The sequence below is a fragment of the Cobetia sp. PS-4MA genome (assembly GCF_057670765.1).
This window is the reverse complement of the sequence record NZ_CM173107.1, coordinates 3,630,632-3,650,067: the sequence shown is the minus strand read 5'-3', so window position 1 is coordinate 3,650,067 and position 19,436 is coordinate 3,630,632. Positions and strand designations below refer to the sequence as shown.

The 19,436-nt window shown below is 64.3% G+C and carries 17 protein-coding genes; 9 read left to right on the top strand and 8 right to left on the bottom strand.

Annotated elements, in window-relative coordinates:
- Positions 1-85: 85 nt before the first annotated feature.
- From AC26AR_RS15330 to AC26AR_RS15305, 6 genes are all read right to left on the bottom strand, one after another.
- A complete protein-coding gene (locus AC26AR_RS15330) occupies positions 86-1,168 on the bottom strand; it encodes a porin (RefSeq protein ID WP_169477284.1) in 1,083 nt (360 codons plus the stop codon).
- Between the two features lie 300 nt (positions 1,169-1,468).
- Positions 1,469-3,064, bottom strand: coding sequence for an ABC transporter ATP-binding protein (locus tag AC26AR_RS15325; protein WP_218015172.1), 1,596 nt, complete (start codon positions 3,062-3,064; stop codon positions 1,469-1,471).
- A gap of 147 nt (positions 3,065-3,211) precedes the next feature.
- On the bottom strand, positions 3,212-4,135 hold the full coding sequence (locus tag AC26AR_RS15320) for an ABC transporter permease (RefSeq protein WP_488107289.1): 924 nt from the start codon (positions 4,133-4,135) through the stop codon (positions 3,212-3,214).
- Positions 4,136-4,149: 14 nt separating this feature from the next.
- Entirely contained in the window at positions 4,150-5,076 is a 927-nt protein-coding gene (oppB, locus tag AC26AR_RS15315) for an oligopeptide ABC transporter permease OppB (RefSeq protein WP_077377715.1), read from the bottom strand.
- A 59-nt stretch (positions 5,077-5,135) separates the two neighbouring features.
- A complete protein-coding gene (locus AC26AR_RS15310) occupies positions 5,136-6,809 on the bottom strand; it encodes a peptide ABC transporter substrate-binding protein (protein WP_488107288.1) in 1,674 nt (557 codons plus the stop codon).
- 150 nt (positions 6,810-6,959) lie between these two features.
- Positions 6,960-8,585, bottom strand: a complete 1,626-nt coding sequence (locus tag AC26AR_RS15305; RefSeq protein ID WP_488107287.1) for a peptide ABC transporter substrate-binding protein — start codon at positions 8,583-8,585, stop codon at positions 6,960-6,962.
- Between the two features lie 429 nt (positions 8,586-9,014).
- On the opposite strand from AC26AR_RS15305, the gene prfB reads away from it, so the two are divergent.
- The 6 genes from prfB to AC26AR_RS15275 all read left to right on the top strand — a co-directional run bounded on the left by prfB (position 9,015) and on the right by AC26AR_RS15275 (position 14,532).
- A protein-coding gene (gene prfB / locus AC26AR_RS15300) for a peptide chain release factor 2 (RefSeq protein WP_136939628.1) occupies positions 9,015-10,113 on the top strand; the annotation gives its coding sequence in 2 pieces (ribosomal slippage) (positions 9,015-9,089 and positions 9,091-10,113; 1,098 coding nt in all).
- Positions 10,114-10,275: 162 nt separating this feature from the next.
- Positions 10,276-11,814, top strand: a complete 1,539-nt coding sequence (lysS, locus tag AC26AR_RS15295; RefSeq protein WP_077377722.1) for a lysine--tRNA ligase — start codon at positions 10,276-10,278, stop codon at positions 11,812-11,814.
- 354 nt (positions 11,815-12,168) lie between these two features.
- The gene (locus AC26AR_RS15290; protein ID WP_084207797.1) at positions 12,169-12,552 is read left to right on the top strand and encodes a hypothetical protein; all 384 of its coding nucleotides are present in this window, start codon (positions 12,169-12,171) and stop codon (positions 12,550-12,552) included.
- A 239-nt stretch (positions 12,553-12,791) separates the two neighbouring features.
- The gene (locus AC26AR_RS15285; protein ID WP_077377728.1) at positions 12,792-13,103 is read left to right on the top strand and encodes a BolA family protein; all 312 of its coding nucleotides are present in this window, start codon (positions 12,792-12,794) and stop codon (positions 13,101-13,103) included.
- A 2-nt stretch (positions 13,104-13,105) separates the two neighbouring features.
- Complete coding sequence (locus tag AC26AR_RS15280; RefSeq protein WP_488107286.1) at positions 13,106-14,029, top strand: hypothetical protein; 924 nt, start codon at positions 13,106-13,108, stop codon at positions 14,027-14,029.
- The gene (locus AC26AR_RS15275; RefSeq protein ID WP_488107285.1) at positions 14,026-14,532 is read left to right on the top strand and encodes a GNAT family N-acetyltransferase; all 507 of its coding nucleotides are present in this window, start codon (positions 14,026-14,028) and stop codon (positions 14,530-14,532) included. Before AC26AR_RS15280 ends, AC26AR_RS15275 begins: the two co-directional genes overlap by 4 nt.
- A gap of 124 nt (positions 14,533-14,656) precedes the next feature.
- Here AC26AR_RS15275 and zapB read toward each other — a convergent pair whose 3' ends face one another.
- Together zapB and rsmD are read right to left on the bottom strand one after the other, a co-directional pair.
- Entirely contained in the window at positions 14,657-14,917 is a 261-nt protein-coding gene (zapB, locus tag AC26AR_RS15270; protein ID WP_077377738.1) for a cell division protein ZapB, read from the bottom strand.
- Positions 14,918-15,097: 180 nt separating this feature from the next.
- Positions 15,098-15,748 carry a 16S rRNA (guanine(966)-N(2))-methyltransferase RsmD gene (gene rsmD, locus AC26AR_RS15265; protein ID WP_488107284.1) on the bottom strand — a complete coding sequence of 217 codons (651 nt, stop codon included), beginning with the start codon at positions 15,746-15,748 and terminating at the stop codon, positions 15,098-15,100.
- Positions 15,749-15,854: 106 nt separating this feature from the next.
- On the opposite strand from rsmD, the gene ftsY reads away from it, so the two are divergent.
- From ftsY to ftsX, 3 genes are read left to right on the top strand one after another with little or no spacing between them, the layout of a single operon-like run.
- Complete coding sequence (gene ftsY, locus AC26AR_RS15260) at positions 15,855-17,489, top strand: signal recognition particle-docking protein FtsY (RefSeq protein ID WP_488107283.1); 1,635 nt, start codon at positions 15,855-15,857, stop codon at positions 17,487-17,489.
- Positions 17,486-18,154 (top strand): cell division ATP-binding protein FtsE, encoded by a 669-nt coding sequence (gene ftsE / locus AC26AR_RS15255; protein WP_077377747.1) that lies wholly within the window; start codon positions 17,486-17,488, stop codon positions 18,152-18,154. Before ftsY ends, ftsE begins: the two co-directional genes overlap by 4 nt.
- Complete coding sequence (gene ftsX / locus AC26AR_RS15250) at positions 18,151-19,221, top strand: permease-like cell division protein FtsX (RefSeq protein WP_404626268.1); 1,071 nt, start codon at positions 18,151-18,153, stop codon at positions 19,219-19,221. The genes ftsE and ftsX overlap by 4 nt, the downstream gene beginning before the upstream one ends.
- Positions 19,222-19,436: the final 215 nt, after the last annotated feature.

Below are 19,436 nucleotides of genomic sequence, written 5' to 3'. Positions count from 1 at the left end.
CCCCTGCCGGAGGCCATCCGGCAGGGGCGGGACCATCGCCTCAGCGCGAGCATCGGCGGTCCGTCACCAGCGTCTGACATGACGATCAGAAGTCGTAGCGTGCCAGGAACATCAGCTGGTCCCGGTCAGCACTGTACTCGCTGCCGTCTGACTGGCGGCTGTTGTCGAAGCGATACTCGGTGGCCAGCGTCAGGTCCTTGACCCGCCAGGCCGCGCCCAGGATCTGATAGGCGTAGCGGGCTTCGCTGTCGGTGTCTTCCAGGTGGTTCAGGCCGCCATAGAGCTCGACGCTGTCATCGCCCCAGATGACCTCCTTGAACTTGTAATTGACCACGAATTCCGCGCCGCGCGCCTTGTCGACGAAGGCTTCCGAGGAGTCCAGGGTGCTGCCGGCGATGTGGTTGCGATATTCCCCGCCGACGAGCGCGATGTACCAGTTGCCCGGCGACCAGTGACCGCCGAGCAACCAGGCATCGACATCGCCGTTCTCGCTGTTGCCGCTCTCGTAGTCGCTCAGCTCCGTATGGTGGAAGACCCCGCCCACCGTGACGTCCTCGTTCGGATGCCAGTTGAGCGCGGCTTCATAGCTGTAGTCGCGCTCATAGCCTGAGTACTCGGTCTCGGTGGTGAAGACGCCGTCCTCGAAGAGCGAGGTCTCGTTGCTGTGCTGGCCATCATGACTGAGCTGGTAGAGCAGGCCGACGGTGAACTCTCCGAAACCCTTCTTCCAGTACAGCGAGTTGTCCGGGCGTCCCGTGCCATGCAGACCACCATCTCCGCTGCGGCCTTCGAAGGTACCGGACGCCTCGCCACCATTGATCCAGAACCAGTCGGTGTTGACGGCCACCATGTCGTACCAGGGACCATACTGCTTGCCGACCGTGAAGCTGCCCCATTTCTCGTGTGCCGCCCCAGCGTAGAGCATGCGCTTGTAGTGAGCATCGGTACCATCCTTGAACCAGGGGTCGAAGCCCCATTCGGCCCGGATGATGGAGCTCCAGCCTTGCTGGAACTGATGCTCGTGGATCAGGCGAATCCGCGAGCCACCGTTGTAGATCTCATCGTGTGCGCCATCCTGGATCACGGCAAACGCCGCCAGGCGGCCACTGAACTCGACGCGGTCGGTATCCGTCTTGTAGACCTCGATGGCCTGAGCCATGGGGCTCATGCTCAGCAGTCCCGTGCCGAGCAGGGCTGCGCCAATCGCGTGACGCAGACGAGGGTGAGTGAGAAGGGGGATGCTGGCTGTTGTTGTAGGTTGCATCGTCATCCTGTGCATGTCTTTCCATCGGTGTGGGGAATGCCGGAGCATCCTGCTCCGGCCTCGTTCGGGTGCACGCACCCGGTTGGCAGCCAATGTCGATTCGCGTGACCGACTCGGCTGTCCTTGCCTGAGCCTTTTCTCAGGCAAAGCGGGGTCTTGATGGGCGCCGAAGCGCCCATCAGGCATGTCGTCGTGTTCAGGGTGTCAGTGGTGCGCCTGGCCCAGGTCCGGGGCGAAGGCAGCCTGCATCAATTCACGGGTGTAACGCTCACGGGGCGCCTCGAAGATGGCGTGGGTACTGCCGCTTTCCACCACCTCGCCTTCCTTCATCACGATGAGGTGGTCTGACAGTGCACGCACGACCGCCAGGTCATGGCTGATGAACAGGTACGTCAGGCCATGACGCGCCTGCAGGTCGCGCAGCAGGTCGATCACCGTGACCTGTACCGAGCGATCCAGCGCCGAGGTCGGCTCATCCAGCAACAGGAATTCCGGCTTGAGCACCAGGGCGCGAGCGATGGCGATACGCTGGCGCTGGCCGCCGGAGAATTCATGCGGATAGCGATTGCGCATGCCGGGGTCGAGGCTGACCTCACAGAGTGCCTCACAGACCTGTGCGTCGCGTTGGGCGCGATTGAGCTCCGGATGATGCACGCGCAGGCCTTCGCTGATGATCTCGCCCACGGTCAGGCGCGGCGACAGGGAGCCGAAGGGGTCCTGGAAGACGACCTGCATGCGTGAGCGCAGCGGTCGCATGCCGGACTTGTCCAGCGCGGCGATGTCCACGCCATCGAAGTCGATGTTGCCCTGGCTCTTGAGCAGGCGCAGCAGGGCACGACCCAGCGTGGACTTGCCGGAACCGGACTCGCCGACGATGCCGATGGTCTGGCCGCGTCGGACCTCGAGATCGATGCCGCGCACCGCCTCGAAGGCGACCTTGGGGCCGAACAGCGGCCGCTTGATGGTGAAGCTGACGCGCACATCGCGTGCCGAGAGCAGCACCGGCGCATCCGCCGCCACCGCGGCCTTCTCGCCGGCCGGTTCGGCATCGATCAGCATGCGGGTGTAGGCGTGCTGCGGGTTGTCGAAGACCTCGTGGGTGGTGCCGGTCTCCAGCAGCTCGCCGTGGCGCATCACGCAGACGCGGTCCGCGAAGTGGCGCACGATGCTCAGGTCGTGGGTGATGAACAGGATCGCCATGCCGTAGCGTTGCTGCAGCGACTTGAGCAGCCGCAGGATCTGCGCCTGCACCGTGACATCCAGCGCGGTGGTCGGCTCATCGGCGATCAGCAGGTCCGGCTCGCAGGCCAGCGCGATGGCGATCATCACGCGCTGACGCTGACCACCGGACAGCTCATGGGGATAGCTGTCGATACGCCGCGCCGGCTCCGGGATGCCGACCTGCTCCAGCAGTTCCAGCGCCTTGTGACGAGCCGCGCGGCCCTTGAGATCACGATGCAGTGCCAGTACCTCGATGATCTGTCGTCCGATGCGATGCAGCGGGTTGAGCGAGGTCATCGGCTCCTGGAAGACGGTGGCGATACGGTTGCCGCGCAGCTCGCGCATGCGCCGCGTCGAGGCGCTCAGCAGGTCTTCGCCGCGCAGGCGGATGGCACCCTTGATCTCGGCGAGTTCCGGCAGCAGGCGCAGGATGGCGGTCGAGGTCACCGACTTGCCGGAGCCGGACTCGCCGACCAGCGCCAGCGTCTCGCCCTTGTTGAGGGTGAAGCTGACGCCCTTGACGGCGGGTACCGCGCCGTCCGGGAGCTGGAAGTCGACCTTGAGGTCATCGACTTCCATCAGCGGCGGCGTGCCCGGCGCCTCGGCGGCCAGTCCCAGGCGAGTCAGGGTGTCGGCGCGGGCCTGGTCGGCGGCGTTGCGCGCTGGCGGCAGGCTGGAGGCGGTGCCGGAGGGTGAAGGTGAAGAGGTCATGATCAGCGCTCCGGTTCAGCGAGTCTTGGGGTCGAGGGCGTCACGCAGGCCATCGCCGAGGAAGTTGAGGCAGAATAGGGTCGCGGCGAGTAAGGCCGAGGGCACCAGCAGCATCCAGGGCGCGGTCTCCATCATGTCCTTGCCTTCGGAGATCAACACGCCCCAGGAGGTCAGCGGTTCCTGCACGCCAAGCCCGAGGAATGACAGGAAGCTCTCCAGCAGGATGACCTTGGGCACCGTCAGCGTGACGTAGACGATCACCGGGCCCAGCGCGTTCGGAATCAGGTGACGCGTCACGACCTGCAGATCACGCACGCCGAGTGCATGCGCCGCCTCGACGAATTCGCGCTTCTTGAGTGCCAGCACCTGGCCGCGCACGATGCGCGACATGTCCAGCCACTCCACCGCACCGATGGCGGCGTAGATCAGGAAGATGTTGCGACCGAACACCACCATCAGCAGGATCACCAGGAACATGAACGGCAGCGAATACATGATGTCGACGAAGCGCATCATCAGGTTGTCGGTGCGCCCGCCGAAATAGCCGGAGACGGCGCCGTAGAGCACGCCGATCACCAGACTGACGAAGGTGGCGACCAGCGCCACCGACAGCGAGATCTGACCGCCATGCAGGGTACGGGTCAGCAGGTCACGGCCGTTGACGTCGGTGCCGAAGATGTGGCCGGAGGCCAGGTCCGGGCCGGTGCCGATGGCGTTCCAGTCGACCTCGTCGAGTTCGAAGGGCGTCAGCCATGGGCCGATCAGGCAGGCCAGCACGACGAGGGTCATCACCACCAGGCTGCACATGGCGGCGCGGTTCTGCTTGAGACGACGCCAGGCATCGCGGGTCAGGCTGTCGCCTGCCGGTGCCGCAGGGGGCTGGCCGTCGAAGGCACTGGCAGCGCCGGTGCCGTGGGGGGCGGGAGTTGTCTGTGACATGTCAGGGCCTCGGGTCAGTCGTCGTAGCGGATCTGCGGGTCGAGCATGCTGTAGAGCAGATCGACGATCAGGTTGAGCAGCAGGATCAAGGCGCCATAGAAGACCACCGTGCCCATCACCAGGGTGTAGTCACGATTGAGCGCACCCTGCACGAAATAGCGGCCGATGCCGGGGATACCGAAGATCTGCTCGATCACCACCGAGCCGGTGATGATCCCGGCGATGGCCGGGCCGAGGTAGGAGACCACCGGCAGCATCGCCGGTCGCAAGGCATGGCGCAGAATCACCTTCCACTCGCTCAGCCCCTTGGCGCGGGCGGTGCGGATGTAGTGACTGCCCAGTACCTCGATCATGCTGGCGCGCATCATGCGGGCGATGTAGGCGATCTGCTGGATGGAGAGTGCCACCACCGGCAGCAGCAGGTTCTGCCAGGCGCCTCCGTTCCAGCCGCCGGCCGGCAGCCAGCCGAGCAGCACGCCGAACACCAGCGCCAGCAGCGGAGCGATCACGAAGTTGGGCACCGCGATCCCCGCCAACGCAGTACTCATCACCACGTAATCCGCCGTCGAGTTGCGCCGGATGGCCGCGATCACCCCCAGCGGCACCCCGATCAGCAGCGCGGCCAGAATCGCCCACATGCCCAGCTCCAGGCTGGCCGGGAAGCCCTGGCTGATCAGCTCGCTGACGTCGAAGTCCTTGTACTTGAAGGACGGGCCGAGATCGCCCTGTACCAGATCACCCAGATAGCGGATGTACTGCATCGGCAGCGGTTCATCCAGGTGATAGGCCGCGCGCAGGTTCTGCTCGATTTCCGGCGGCAGGCGGCGTTCGCCATCGAAGGGGCCGCCCGGGGCGACCCGCATCAGGAAGAACGACAGGGTGATCACGATCAGCAGGGTGGGAATCGCCTGCAGCAACCGTTTGAGGGTGTAGCTCAGCATCCAGTGCTCCGTTCGGGCCGCTGCCCGGGTGTGTCGTTGTTATGGGTGGCTGTCATCGGTCAGTGCGAGGTGTCGATATGCAGATAGCGACTCGGGTGAACGTCCAGCGCGTTGGGGGCCCAGCCGCTGATGGCGGGGGTCACGAGGCTGGAGGTGACGTAGTCGTAGAGCGGCAGCACCACATCGTGGTCGAGCAGATACTGCTCGGCATCGTGCAGTTGTTGCCGGCGAGCATCGTCATCGCCCTCGCGCGCCGCCGCCTCGATCAGCGCATCGTAGGCCGGTGAGCTGAGCCCGGGTGCGTTGGAGGTGTTGTCGCTGCTGAAGGCGTTCAGGAAGTCGTAGGCATCGGCGATGGTCGCGATCATGCCGTAACGGCCGACCTCGAAATCACCCAGCGCCAGATCCCGGTAATGCACCGCGGCCTCGGTATTGGTCAGCGTCACGTGCACGCCCAGCGGCTTCCACATCGCTCCGAGCGCCACGGCGATCTTCTTGTGGTCTTCCAGGGTGTTGTAGCGCAGGGTCAGCTCAAGCGGGTGGTCTGGCCCGTAGCCCGCGTCTGCCATCAGCTCGCGGGCCTTCGCCATGCGCCGGTCCATCGACCAGTCAGCGAAGTCGAAGCGCGCGCCCTGATGTTCACTCAACGCCTCGGGCACGAAATGCCAGGAGGGGATCTGGCCCATGCCGAGAATGCGCTCGGTGATCACCTCACGACGCGTGGCCAGATTCAGCGCACGACGAATGCGCCGGTCCGCCACGGGCGAGCCCTCGCGCAGATTGAAGACATAGAAGTACTCGCCGAGGATCGGGTAGGTGTGCAGGGCCTCGGCCAGATTGTCCTGAATCCAGGCGTAGTGGCTGGCGGGTACGCCGTAGGCGATCTCGACTTCACCCGCACGGAAGCGATTGAGCGCGGCATGGCTCTCCTCGATGGGCAGGTAGACCACCTCGTCGAGAGTGACGTTCTGTGCGCCGTGATAGCGCGCGTTGGGTGTCAGCGTGATATGCGACTGCGGTGCCCATTCCTTGAGCACGAAGGCGCCCGAGGTGACCATGTTGGCCGGCCGCGTCCAGTCAGCGCCATTGGCCACGATGACATGGCGTGGCAGCGGGGCGGCTTCGCTCATCGCCAGCGTCTGCGCCAGTGTTGCCGACGGATGACTGAGCGTGATGGTGAGCGTCTGCGCATCGGGCGCGGCCACGCCGAGCTGATCCGGGGGCAGCGCGCCGGTATTCACCGCGCGGGCATTGACGATCGGGTAGTAGAGGGTGGCGTTGTGGGCCGCGGTAGCCGGTGTCAGCAGGCGGCGCAGCGCAAAGACTGCATCCTCGGCGGTCAGCGGCGTGCCGTCTGACCACTCAAGCCCCGCGCGCAGATGGAAGGTCCAGATCCGTCCATCGGCGGACGACTCCCAGCGCTCTGCCAGCCCGGGAATCAGCTCGCCGTCGGCGGAGTAGGCGATCAGCGGCTCGAACAGATCACGCACGATGCGTGTCTCCCAGGTGCCGCTGGTCTGTTGCGGGTCCAGCGAGCCGGGTTCGGCGCCATTGGCGATGCGCAGGATCTGTTCGTCCTGGCTTGCGGGGCTTATGGAGCTTGTGGAGCTGGTGGAGCTGGTGGCTTGTGCGGCCATGGCGCTGCTGGAAGCGCTCATGGACACGGAGAGTACGGACAGCAGCAGGCCTGCGCCGAGGCTTGCCGCGCATTGCATCGGGGAAGTGGGGGACATGCGTCGACTCCTTGTCACGCCCGTGGGGCGCGACGGCATCTTCTGGTGCCATCCTTGGCAGATGCCACGCGGCCGCCCTGGTGGACAGCCGCGTGAACCCATGACATTCGAGAGAGCGGCGAGCCTGGTCAGAGGCTCAGCTGGCTCGCCTCACTCGGAGAACGAGACCCAGCGCGAGCGGTGGATATCCTCGATGTTGCCCTGCCAGCCGCTGAGCTTGGGATTCACCAGGTTGCGTGACACGTAGTAGTAGATCGGCAACACGGCGTAGTCATCCAGCGCCTTGCGCTCGGCGTCCTGCATCAGGGCCTCTCGGTCATCCATGTCGAGGGTATCGGCGGCCTTTTGCATGTCGTCATCCAGCGCCTTGTTGGAATAGGCGCCGTAATTGTTGGGCACGCCGGTTTCCAGCAGGTTGAGGAAGTTCTGGGCGTCGTTGTAATCGCCGATCCAGCCGGCGCGACCGACATCGAACTTGCCCTGGCGCATGTCCTCGTAGTGCACCGCGACCTCGGCATTCAGCAGATTGACCTTCACGCCCAGCGGCTTCCACATCGCGGCGGCGGCAATGGCCACCTTCTTGTGGTCCTCGCTGGTGTTGTAGCGCAGGGTCAGCTCCAGCGGGTTGTCCGGGCCGTAGCCGGCGTCCTCCATCAGAGACCTGGCCTTCTGCATGCGTTCATCCATCGACATGTCCTTGAAGGGCATCTCCTGGATGTCGTAGTGGTTCACGCCGGTGGGCACGAAGCTGTAGGCCGGCACTTCGCCGGTGCCGAGAATCTTGTCGGTGATGATGTTGCGGCGGATGGAGAGGTTGAGCGCCTCGCGCACCCGCGGGTCTGCCGTGGCATGGCCGTCGCGTGAATTGAGCACGTAGTAGTAGATACCCAGGTAGGGCGCGACGTGGGTGGCGTCCGGCAGATTGTCCTTCAGCCAGCCGTATTGCTGGGTGGGGAATTCGCGTGCGATGTCGATCTCGCCGGCACGGAAGCGCTTCAGGGCGCTGTTGCGCTCCTCGATGGGGTAGTAGATCACCTCATCCAGCGCGACCTCCTTGGCATCGTGGAATTCAGGATTCTTGACCGCGACGATGCGGGTCTGCGGCTGCCACTCGCTCAGCTCGAAGGCGCCGTTGGAGACCATCTTGCCGGGGTCGGTCCAGTCCTTGCCGTACTTCTCCACCACATGTTTCGGCAGCGGGTAGGCGGTGTAATGCGAGAGCTGGTCCAGGAAGTAGGGCGTAGGGCGCTCGAGGGTGATCTCGAGAGTGTGGGCATCCACGGCTCGCACGCCGAGGGTATCCGGCTCGGCCTCGCCGCTGTTGATGGCCTTGGCATTCTTGATCGGATACAGGATGTAGGCGTAATCCGAGGCATTCTCGGGTGTCATGATGCGCTTGAGCGCGTACACGAAGTCCTCGGCGGTCACCGGCTCACCGTCGGACCACTTGCCGTCCTGGCGCAGCGTGAAGGTATAGGTCTTGCCGTCATCGGAAATCTGCCATGACTCGGCCGCGCCGGGAATGCGCTCGCCATCGGCGGCTTCGGTGACCAGCCCCTCGAAGAGATCGCCCACCACGTCATTTTCCCAGGTGCCGGAGATCTGCTGCGGGTCCAGCGAGGCCGGCTCCCCCATGATCGCCAGCTTGAGCGTATCGGCCATGAGGCCCGGGGAAGCGGCGATGCTCCCGGCCAGCAGCAGGGAGCTTGCCAGTCGCTTGAGCGCGAAGCGCTTGGGGAGGGCCGGCGCATGAGACGAGGAGTGCAGTAGTGCCATGGTAGGGAGGCTCGCTATTGTTGTTAGGGGGAATACGAGTGATGCCTTCTACCATCGAGTCTTTTCCTGCCTGCTGTCCATGTTAAAAAATGGATAGCTCATGCATGCATTCGATGATCACCATGCAAGGCACGGAAAATCGGGCGTTCCGGGGCTGACAGTCGTTTGAATGACTTTGGTCGCAGTCGCATGGAAGGCAGGCAGCTGCCGGCTGGCGGGCAGCGTGACGGATACCCGAGAGCGTCCTTCGGCCACCTGGCCACGGATGATGGGGCGGGCATGGTCGCCACGCCGGGAAATGGCTACAATATCGGGCTTCGCGCGCTGTCGATCTGCGCAGGTGTCCAGTGGACAACGTCTCGCAGGCTGTCCCCTTCGACAGGGCTGTCGCGCCCCATTCACGCATCATCGCCTCAAGACAGGACGACCATGCAAGAGATCAATCCGATCACCAACCTCATCAAGGACCTGTCCGAAAGGGCAGAAGTCCTGAGGGGGTATCTTTGACTATGCCGAAAAGCAGGATCGGCTAGAGGAAGTCACTCGCGAACTCGAGAATCCGGATGTCTGGAATGACCCGGAATACGCGCAGAAACTCGGCAAGGAGCGTGCGTCGCTGGAGCTGGTCGTCAAGACCCTCGACGACATGAGCAACGGCCTGTCCGACTGCGCTGACCTGCTGGAGATGGCGGTCGAGGAAGAGGATGAAGGCACCGTGGACGAAGTCGTCCGCGAGCTGGATCAGCTCAAGACCAGCCTCGAGAAGCTCGAGTTCCGCCGGATGTTCTCCGGTGACATGGATGCCAACAACGCCTACCTCGACATCCAGGCCGGCTCCGGTGGTACCGAAGCTCAGGACTGGGGCAACATGCTGCTGCGCATGTACCTGCGCTGGGCCGAGCATCACGGCTTCAAGACCGAGATCGTCGAGGCGAGTGCCGGTGAAGTCGCGGGCATCAAGTCCGCCACCATTCACATCGAGGGCGACTATGCCTTCGGTTGGCTGCGCACCGAGCTGGGTGTGCACCGTCTGGTGCGCAAGAGTCCCTTCGACTCCGGCGGCCGTCGTCACACCTCGTTCGCGTCCGTGTTCGTGTCGCCGGAAATCGATGACAACATCGAGATCGACATCAATCCGGCCGATCTGCGCACCGATACCTATCGCTCCTCCGGTGCCGGTGGTCAGCACGTCAACACCACCGACTCCGCGGTACGTATCACCCACATCCCGACAGGGATCGTGGCGGCCTGCCAGACCGAGCGCAGCCAGCACTCCAACCGTGACCGCGCCATGAAGATGCTGAAGGCGCGTATCTACGAAGCCGAGATGCAGAAGCGCAACGCCGCCAAGCAGGAACTCGAGGACTCCAAGTCCGATATCGGTTGGGGCAGCCAGATCCGCTCCTACGTCCTCGATGACCAGCGCATCAAGGACCTGCGGACCGGTGTCCAGTCGAGCAACTGTGACAAGGTGCTCGACGGCGATCTCGATGACTTCATCGTCGCCAGCCTCAAGATGGGGCTCTGATCGCGAGGAGACTCGCGAACCAGCGCCCATTCGCCTCCGCCGGTATCGCCGGCGGAGGCCACGAATTCCCGAATCGCGATCAGTCCTGATGCGCTATCCCCAGGCTGATCTTGATCTGTCGTGGCTTTGGCCATGACCCTTTGATACGAGACAGGCCCCTCCATGTCGACAGAGCAGACCCCCGCCATTGATGAGCAGCAGGCCGCCGAACAGGCTCAGGAAGAGAATCGCCTGATCGCCGAACGTCGCGCCAAGCTGAGTGCCCGCCGTGAGCAGGCCGCCGCCGAAGGCAAGAGCGCCTTCCCGAATGACTTCCGTCGTGACAGCCTCGCCGCTGACCTGCAGGCGGAGCTGGGCGAGAAGGACAAGGCCGAGCTGGAGACGCTGGACCGCAAGGCCGCCGTCGCCGGGCGCATCATGCGCAAGCGTGGCCCCTTCATCGTGTTGCAGGAAGTCTCCGGCCAGATTCAGCTCTATGTCGACAAGAAGGGCCTGCCGGAAGCGCTGCTCGAGGACATCAAGGGCTGGGACATCGGCGACATCGTCGGTGCCAGTGGCCCGGTGCACAAGTCCGGCAAGGGCGATCTGTACGTCATGATCGAAAGCGCCCAGCTGATGACCAAGAACCTGCGTCCGCTGCCAGACAAGTTCCACGGTCTGTCCGACCAGGAAATGCGCTATCGCCAGCGTTACGTCGATCTGATCATGAACGAGCAGTCACGCCGCACATTTGCGCTGCGTGCCGGCATCGTCGCCTCCATCCGCCGCTTCCTCAGTGACCGCGGCTTCATGGAAGTCGAGACCCCGATGCTGCAGCAGATTCCGGGTGGCGCGACCGCGCGTCCGTTCATCACCCATCACAACGCGCTGGACATGGAAATGTACCTGCGCATCGCTCCGGAGCTGTACCTGAAGCGTCTGGTGGTGGGTGGCTTCGAGCGCGTGTTCGAGATCAACCGCAACTTCCGCAACGAAGGGCTGTCGACGCGTCACAATCCCGAGTTCACCATGCTCGAGTTCTACTGGGCCTATGCGGACTACCGTGACCTGATCGCGCTGACCGAAGACATGATCCGCACCGCAGCCCAGGAAGTGCTCGGCACTACGCAGATCACCTGTCAGGGCAGCGAGTACGACCTGAGCCAGCCGTTCATCCAGATGACCATGCGCGAGTCGATCATCAAGTATGGCGATGGCATCACCGCAGCCGACCTGGCCGATTACGACGCCGCACGCGCCACGGCGGAGCGTCTCGGTATCCAGGTCAAGCCGATCTGGGGGCTGGGCAAGCTCGAGACCGAGATCTTCGAAGCCGTCGCCGAGCACCGTCTCGACCAGCCGACCTTCATCACCGAGTACCCGGCCGAAGTCAGCCCGCTGGCGCGTCGCAACGATGCCAACCCGCACGTGACCGATCGCTTCGAGTTCTTCGTCGGTGGCCGCGAGATCGCCAATGGCTTCTCGGAGCTCAACGACGCCGAAGATCAGGCCGAGCGCTTCCAGGCTCAGGTGGCCGAGAAGGATGCCGGGGATGACGAAGCCATGTTCTACGACGCCGACTACGTGCGCGCGCTGGAATACGGCATGCCGCCGACGGCGGGTGAAGGCATCGGCATCGACCGTCTGGTGATGCTGCTGACCGACAGCGCCTCCATCCGCGATGTGCTGCTGTTCCCGGCGATGCGTCCGCAGCAGGGCTGATCGCGCTGCTCGCCTCCCGTGGTGAGTCATCGTGACGAACCGCGCTGATGGCACTTGCGACGCCTCCGATCCTCGATCGGGGGCGTCGTGGTCTCTGCAGGGCGACATTGGCTGACGACGAGCGGTGGCCGAGGCGCAATCGTCACGGATGAGGCGAGGCGGTGCTTGGCTTTGTTGCCTGCGAGCGGCCATAATGGTCGGCGTCCTGTCAGTCAGCCGTTTCATGGTGCTGAAGCTGACGACAGTATCGTCGAGGTCTACCGTGCGAGAGCGTGTGCCGGCTGTGTCGAGCCACCCACGATGGCGGTGTCCTGCCTTGGGAATTGTCCCCCTGAATGTCCTGGAGAGTGCAGAATGAAGCTGCTTAACCGTTCCGCCCTGAGCGTCAAGCCGACCCAGGCGTTTGTCGACTGGATCAACTCGCTGGAATCCGAAGGTGAGGGAGGTGAGGATCTGGCGCTGGAGGATGTCAATCAGGAGAGTACCGTCTACCTGATTCCCGAGATGGACACTCGCGAAGCGCTGGATGGCTTCGTGTCCGAGCGCTGGCTGGACGTACTGGAAAGCGAGCTGCGCGCCTGGGAGGAAGACACCCGCCATTGGCCGGAGCCGATGGACAAGGCGCTGTTCGAGCGCTTCCTGACCGTCGAGCACAGCTACCTGGCCGTTGACCTGGATGACGAGGCGCCGCTGGAAGTCTGCGAAGTGGACGACGAGCTGCTGGCGGATCTCGATTGAGTCCGTCGCGCGCCGTCTGTTGACGTGACGGCGCTGTCAGTCAGCGCGACAGGCGTTACAATGGCCTCGGGCAATGTGCTCGGGGCCATTTGCGTTCTGTGGCGGCTTTCCCCGTGGTATCTGTCACCCGGTATCTGCCACGCGGTACCTGTCACGTGGAGCGCCCTTTTCCCGACATGTCGTTTCATTTCACCTGCCGTCCATCCGCTCGGCGGCTGCCCCATTCAAGGAGATCGCGCATGAGCGTCCAGGCCCGGATAGAAAGCAAGCTAGCGACGCTCGACCCGCTGATGGTCGAGGTCGTCAACGAGAGCCACATGCATAGCGTGCCGGCCAATTCCGAGACGCACTTCAAGGTCACGCTGGTCAGCGAGCGCTTTGACGGCCTGATGCCGGTCAAGCGTCACCAGCTGTTGTACGCCCTGCTGGATGAAGAGCTCGCCGGCCCCGTCCACGCGCTGGCGTTGCATCTGTATACCCCGCAGCAATGGACGGCGCGCGGCGGTGAGATTCCCGAATCCCCCAACTGCCTGGGCGGTGGCAAGCACTGACCATGACCTCTGAACCGCAACGCCTGCAATACCTGGACGCCATGGGCCTGACCGCCTGGGTCGGTCGCTATCAGCTGCCCAATGCGCTGCCCACCGAGGCCTGTGAATGGCCAGAGCCGGTGGTGGCTGAGCCGGTGGCGCCTCAGGCACGTCTGCATGCGCTGATTGAAGAGGCGCCGCAACCGACGGTGAGCTCGCCGCAGGCGGAGCCGGCTCCTGCGCGAGCACCGGGACCATCGCCTGCCGCCAGTGCGCGCGCCCTTCTGGGCATGGCGCCGGCCGAGGCCTCCGTGGCCACGGCCGTGCAGACCCGCGAGGCGACGGGGGACGAGTCAAGCAGCACGGCCTCCTGGGGGACGCCACCTGCTCAGGCGACGACGGAGACAGTGGTCGAGGCGCAGGTCACGCCTCCGGCCGACCAGCCGCCGCTGCGATTCAGCGTACAGCTGGCAGCACTCGACGGACGCTGGTTGGTCATGTTGCCCGGTGATGAGGCGCCGCATCTGGAAGGCGAGGCGTTGCTGAAGGCATTGTGGCGGGCGGCAGGCATCACGCCGACGACAGATCTGACGTTCAGTCACTTCCGCTGGCCATTGCTCGCGAACCTCAAGGCCAGTGCACCGCTGGATGAGGCTCGGGAGGGATTGCGGGCCTTCCTGAATGGCCCCGCACGCCGTGATTGGCAGCCCGAGCGGGTCCTGATCTTCGGCAATCGCGAAGACTGCGCGACCCTGCGTGAGGTACTTGGCATCACGTCCTCCTCGGGAGACGCCGAAACCTCAAGCCTGCTGGACATTCCCGTCTGGCAGGGGCCCGAGCTTGCCACGCTGGCGCGCTCCAGTGATGCCAAGCGCCAGCTGTGGCCGCTGCTGATTCGCTGGGGAAAGGCGTGGTCCCGCGGGATGACGGAAGGCACGTCGTCATGAGCGGGGCTGACGGCGAGACGGGCGCGGTGCGCAAGCTGGTGCTGGACGATGCGACGCTGGCGGCATTGCAGGCCATCGAGAGCACCCAGGCGCATGGGCTCTCCAGATGCCAGCTGGCGGATGTGCTCAGCGATGCCTCACGCTGCATTCTTGGCTGGCATGCGTCAGCCACGCCTGAGCGGTTGGCGGGATTCGTGGTACTGGCGCGCGGCCCTTTCGAGGCCGAGATCGAGGCGATCACCGTGCATGCTGACCTGCGCGGTCAGGGTATCGGGCGGGCCCTGTTGCAGGCGGCGATCGAGTGCGCCAGACAATGGCATCATGCCACTGGGCTGGAGCGCCTGTTGCTGGAGGTGCGCGCAGGCAATGACGCGGCGCGTGCGCTCTATGCGCATGCCGGGTTCCATGTGGATGGCGTGCGGCGCGGCTACTACCCGGCCTTGCCTCCTGCGCCCTCGGGAACTCGCGAAGATGCGCTGCTGATGTCGCTGTCACTGGAGTGAGGTGCCGGCAGGACATCTCTTCAGAGGCTGGCCTTCTGGGGCACATCGCAAGCGACTGCTGACAGAGACGACAACGCCACCGACAGGAGACTGTCGGCGGCGTTGTCGTGCAAGGCCAGAGTGATCAGGCGCTCTGGGTCTCGCTCTCGTTCTCGCTGAAGCGGGCGATCAGGCCTTCCAGACGGCTCGCCCACTGGTCGCGCTCTTCCTGCAGGCGCGCATTGGCCTGACGCAGCTGCTCCAGTTCCTCGCCCTGGCCTTGCTTGGCGTCGCTCAGTCGCTGGTTTTCTTCCTTCAGCTCATCGACTTCCATCTTCAGCATCTCGATGGAGTCGATCGCCTGGCCGACTTTCTGCTCAAGCTGGGTAAAGAGTTCAGTGCTCATGCTATCTCCTTGTCGGGCCCCAAGGGCTCGAGGGTGTTCGTTGAGGGCGGTAAAAGTATGCGGTGAATGCTGGTGCGATGAAGATCGGCCACCCCGGCAGTCCCTGCCGGAACGGCGCAGCGATACCCGCCTGCAGGCAGACTACGATGCTGCCTTTATCGACACAAGCGCGAAAGGTGCTCAGGCCGGTTGCTGGCGTCGATAGAGGCGTCCGTGACTGTCGCCGGCGCGACTCTCGCGATGCAGCTGCCAGTTGGCGGGGACCTGAGGCGTCAGCTCCGCCTCGACTTCCAGATAGATCATGGCGCCATCCTTCAACCAGCCCCGCGACTCGAGCAGCTCGCAGCTCTCGGCGGCGAGTTCGAGCCGGAAGGGCGGGTCGAGCAGGACCAGATCCACGCCCTCCTCGGGCGGGGTGCCGCTCTGTAGCCAATGGATCACGTCGGCGGTGATGACCGTCGCCGGCAGCGGGCCTTCATTGCTCAGGGTCGTGATGTTGTCGGCCAGCGCCCGAGCGACACGGCTCTCGCGTTCCACGAAGGTGACCTGGGCTGCCTCCCGTGACAGCGCCTCGAGTCCCAGTGCGCCGCTGCCGGCGAACAGATCCAGTACTCTGGCGCCACCGACATGAAAGCCGAGCCAGTTGTAGAGTGTCTCGCGAACGCGGTCTGGCGTCGGCCGCAGGCCGGGCGCCTCGATCACGGTCAGCAGGCGGCGCTTGAAACGTCCGCCGATGATTCGCAGACGCCCCGCTGGCCCTGCCTTGCCAGAGCGCGAGGGGGCTGAGGATTTGCCCCGTGCGGGGCCTTTGTGAGGTGCGCGTTTTTTCATGCCGCGAGTCTAGCATGTGCGACGCCGGATGCCGCGTGGTGCGTACCTTAAGGCTTGAAGGGATGGTAGGATGACGCCACTTTCACGAGTTCAGGACTGTCTCGCCATGTTCGGTTTTTTCAAGCGCAAGAAACACAAGGCTCAGGAGCAGCAAGCCTCCGAGCAGCAGGCCCTCGAGCAACAGGCTCTTGAACAGACACAAGATGCCACGCCCCACGAGCAGGGCTCCGGCAAGCAGGACACTGCCGAGCAGGCAGCCCGGCTAGAGGCCGAAAAGGCGGAAGCCGAGCGCCTGGCCGCCGAGGAAGCCGCCCGTGTCGAGGCTGAAAAGGTTGCAGCTGAAAAGGCGGCAGCCGAAAAGGCCGAAGCCGAGCGCCTGGCCGCCGAGGAAGCTGCCCGTGTCGAGGCTGAAAAGGCGGCAGCTGAGAAAGCCGAAGCCGAGCGCCTCGCCGCCGAGGAAGCCGCCCGTGTCGAGGCTGAAAAGGCGGCAGCTGAGAAGGCCGAAGCCGAGCGCCTCGCCGCCGAGGAAGCCGCCCGAGTTGAAGCTGAGAAGGCTGAAGCTGAGCGCCTCGCCGCCCGCGAAGAAGAAGAGCGCCTGGCTGCCGCGCAGCTGGCCGCCATCGAGGCCGAAGAACAGGCCGCGCTGGAGCAGGCTCGCCTGGAAGAAGAGGCCCGTGCTGCCGAAGTCGCCGTGGTGGAGGCTGATGCCACGGTGGACGATGAGGATGCCCGCGATACGGCGCGCGATGGACGTGAGAAGCCGCGTCGTGGCTTCTTCGCGCGCATCAAGGCAGGTCTAGGCAAGACGCGCGCCAACCTGACCGAGGGTGTCGCCAGTCTGTTCCTCGGCAAGAAGCAGATCGACGATGAGCTGATGGAAGACCTCGAGACCCAGCTGCTGATGGCAGATGTGGGCATCGAGGCCACCACCGAGATCATCGACAACCTGACCGCGCGCATCTCGCGCAAGGAATTGAAGGAACCGCAGGCGCTCTACGAAGCGCTGCAGGAAGAGCTGCGCGTGATGCTGGCGCCGGTCGCGAAGGATCTCGAGCTGCCGGCCAAGGGCGATGGCCCCTTCGTGATCCTGATGATCGGGGTCAACGGGGTCGGCAAGACCACCACCATCGGCAAGCTGGCCAAGCGCTACCAGAGCCAGGGCCGCAGCGTGATGCTGGCGGCGGGCGATACCTTCCGTGCCGCAGCGGTGGAACAGCTCAAGGTCTGGGGCGAGCGCAACAAGGTGCCGGTCATCGCGCAGCACACCGGTGCTGACAGCGCCTCGGTCATCTATGACGCTCTGGAAGCCGCCAAGGCGCGTAACGTCGATATCCTGATCGCCGATACCGCGGGCCGTCTGCACAACAAGAGCCACCTGATGGAAGAGCTCAAGAAAGTACAGCGCGTGATGGCCAAGCTGGACGTCGCCGCGCCCCACGAAGTGATGCTGGTGCTGGATGCCGGTACCGGCCAGAACGCGCTGTCACAGGCCTCCACCTTCCATGAAGCGGTCAACATCACCGGCCTGACACTGACCAAGCTGGATGGTACCGCCAAGGGTGGCATCATCTTCGCGCTGGCCAAGCAGCTCAATCTGCCGATTCGCTACATCGGCGTCGGGGAGGGAGTGGATGATCTGCGGCCCTTCGCGGCGGACGATTTCGTCAACGCCCTGTTCGCGCGTGCCGGAGAGGAAGAGGATGCACGTCCGGCGGATGGCGCGGAGACACGCGAGGCATGATTGCCTTCGAGCATGTGGGCAAGCGCTATGGAGGGCGCTTCGATGCACTCGCCGGGCTCGATTTTCGCATCGAGCGTGGCGAGATGGCGTTCCTGACCGGGCATTCCGGGGCAGGGAAGAGCTCATTGCTCAAGCTGATCATGCTCCTCGAGCGTCCCTCGCGTGGCCGTATCCTGGTGGCCGGGCACGATATCGGACGCCTGCATGCCTCGCAGGTGCCTTACTACCGCCGCCAGATCGGTGTGGTCTTTCAGGACCATCAGCTGCTGAGCGATCGCAACATCTTCCACAACGTGGCGCTGCCCCTGATGATCCAAGGGGTCACGCCGCGCGAGCAGGCGCGTCGCGTGCGTGCCGCTCTTGACAAGGTGGGCCTGCTGCATCGCGAGAAGGCGCTGCCCATCGAACTCTCCGGGGGGGAGCAGCAGCGCGTGGGCATCGCGCGTGCGGTGGTCAACAAGCCAGCCTTGCTGCTGGCGGATGAGCCGACCGGCAACCTGGACCCGAAACTCTCGACCGATATCATGCGTCTGTTCGAGGACTTCAATCGCATCGGTACCACGGTGATGATCGCCAGTCATGATCTGGCGCTGATCGCGCGTCTGCACCATCGCACGCTGGAGCTTTCCGACGGTCGCCTGATTGCCGACAAGGAGGCCCGATGAGCCCTCCCCGCACTCACCACGAGTCCTCGTCCGACAAGCGCCAGGCGGGAAGAGGTCGTGCCGCCAAGGCCGCCTCGGACGCTGTCGAATCCACGGAGTCTGTCGAGCGTCAGGCGCGCAAGGGCGCGCGCTCCAGCCGGATTTCCGTCGAGAGTCGCTATCGCAGCTGGCTGCGTCATCATGGCGCCATGGCGCGTGACAGCGCACGCCGTCTGCTGGTCACTCCGGTCGCCAGCCTGCTGACCATGCTGGCGATCGCCATCGCGCTGACACTGCCTGCCGCGCTGTGGCTGGCGCTGGACAGTGCGCGCCTGCTGGACAATGAGCTCAATGACAGCGCTCAGCTCACCCTCTATCTCGAGACGTCGGTCGACGAGAGCCAGGCACTGACGCTGTCGGACTCGCTGCGCGGCGCCCCGGGCGTCGGAGGCGTACGTCTGATCACTGCCGCCGAGGGCATGCAGGAATTCGCCCAGGCACTCGATCTCAAGCGCTCACTGAGCCTGCTGGACGACAACCCCTTGCCGGCCAGCATCGTCATCACGCCGCTGGATACCTCGCCGGAATCCGTCCGCGATCTCGCCGCACGCCTCGAGGGCGAGCCGGGCGTCGAGAGTGCACGACTGGATCTGGCATGGCTGGAGCGTCTGCGTCAATTGGGTGAGCTGGGTCAGAAAGTGACGCTGGGACTTGCGCTACTCTTCGGACTGGGGGTGCTGCTGGTGGTAGGCAATACCATCCGGCTGTCGGTGGAGAGCCGCCGGCAGGAGATCGAGGTCGTGACCCTGATCGGTGCGACCCACGCCTTCGTGCGGCGTCCCTTCCTGTATAGCGGTGCCTGGTATGGCCTGGGCGGCGGGTTGCTGGCGTGTGGCATTCTGGCGCTTGGCGGTAACTGGTTGGCGGCACCCGTGACGGCTCTTGTACAAAGTTATGGCGGCAACTATGTGTTGCCCGCACTGGGCATCACAGGGGGTACCACGCTGCTGTTTTCGAGTACAATACTGGGTTGGTTGGGGGCCTGGATCGCGGTCGGACGTCATCTGGCGAGTATTTCTCCGCGCTGATGCCGATCTTTTTTCGCGGTTTTCCGCCAGTGTTCCTCTCCAGATAGGTCATCAGTTACGCTCCGGAAACAATTGCGCCGGGCGTCAGTGAAGGGGCTGGTGGGTGGTTAAACGTACTGCACACCCGCTGGTGTTACGAAGCGCTACTCGTCATGACAATTGTACACGTCATGTACAGCTATTGACGGGAACCTGTCGCAACCTTCACAGTCTCA